The 1196-nt window shown below is 56.3% G+C and carries 1 rRNA gene (cut by a window edge); it reads right to left on the bottom strand.

Annotated features, from left to right (window positions below):
• Positions 1 to 22: 22 nt before the first annotated feature.
• Positions 23 to 1196: ribosomal RNA gene (locus tag ACFYX4_RS40945) — 23S ribosomal RNA — on the bottom strand (its annotated part continues 1672 nt past the right edge of the window); the annotation flags it as partial.

The raw sequence follows: 1196 nt of genomic DNA, 5'->3' as shown, positions 1-1196 counted from the left end.
AACACAGTGGACGCGAGCAACTGAGGACAAGCCCTCGGCCTATTAGTACCGGTCACCTCCACACGTTACCGTGCTTCCAGATCCGGCCTATCAACCCAGTCGTCTACTGGGAGCCTTACCCCATCAAGTGGGTGGGAATACTCATCTCGAAGCAGGCTTCCCGCTTAGATGCTTTCAGCGGTTATCCCTCCCGAACGTAGCCAACCAGCCATGCCCTTGGCAGAACAACTGGCACACCAGAGGTTCGTCCGTCCCGGTCCTCTCGTACTAGGGACAGCCCTTCTCAATATTCCTGCGCGCGCAGCGGATAGGGACCGAACTGTCTCACGACGTTCTAAACCCAGCTCGCGTACCGCTTTAATGGGCGAACAGCCCAACCCTTGGGACCGACTCCAGCCCCAGGATGCGACGAGCCGACATCGAGGTGCCAAACCATCCCGTCGATATGGACTCTTGGGGAAGATCAGCCTGTTATCCCCGGGGTACCTTTTATCCGTTGAGCGACGGCGCTTCCACAAGCCACCGCCGGATCACTAGTCCCGACTTTCGTCCCTGCTCGACCCGTCGGTCTCACAGTCAAGCTCCCTTGTGCACTTACACTCAACACCTGATTGCCAACCAGGCTGAGGGAACCTTTGGGCGCCTCCGTTACTCTTTAGGAGGCAACCGCCCCAGTTAAACTACCCATCAGACACTGTCCCTGATCCGGATCACGGACCCAGGTTAGACATCCAGCACGACCAGAGTGGTATTTCAACGACGACTCCACAACCACTGGCGTGGCCGCTTCACAGTCTCCCACCTATCCTACACAAGCCGAACCGAACACCAATATCAAACTGTAGTAAAGGTCCCGGGGTCTTTCCGTCCTGCTGCGCGAAACGAGCATCTTTACTCGTAGTGCAATTTCACCGGGCCTATGGTTGAGACAGTCGAGAAGTCGTTACGCCATTCGTGCAGGTCGGAACTTACCCGACAAGGAATTTCGCTACCTTAGGATGGTTATAGTTACCACCGCCGTTTACTGGCGCTTAAGTTCTCAGCTTCGCCACACCGAAATGTGACTAACCGGTCCCCTTAACGTTCCAGCACCGGGCAGGCGTCAGTCCGTATACATCGCCTTACGGCTTCGCACGGACCTGTGTTTTTAGTAAACAGTCGCTTCTCGCTGGTCTCTGCGGCCACCCCCAGCTCAA

The organism is Streptomyces sp. NPDC002328, from assembly GCF_042890065.1.
GTDB lineage: Bacteria > Actinomycetota > Actinomycetes > Streptomycetales > Streptomycetaceae > Streptomyces.
Note: the sequence above shows the minus strand (reverse complement) of the source record. Positions and strands in the feature narration are given on the sequence as shown.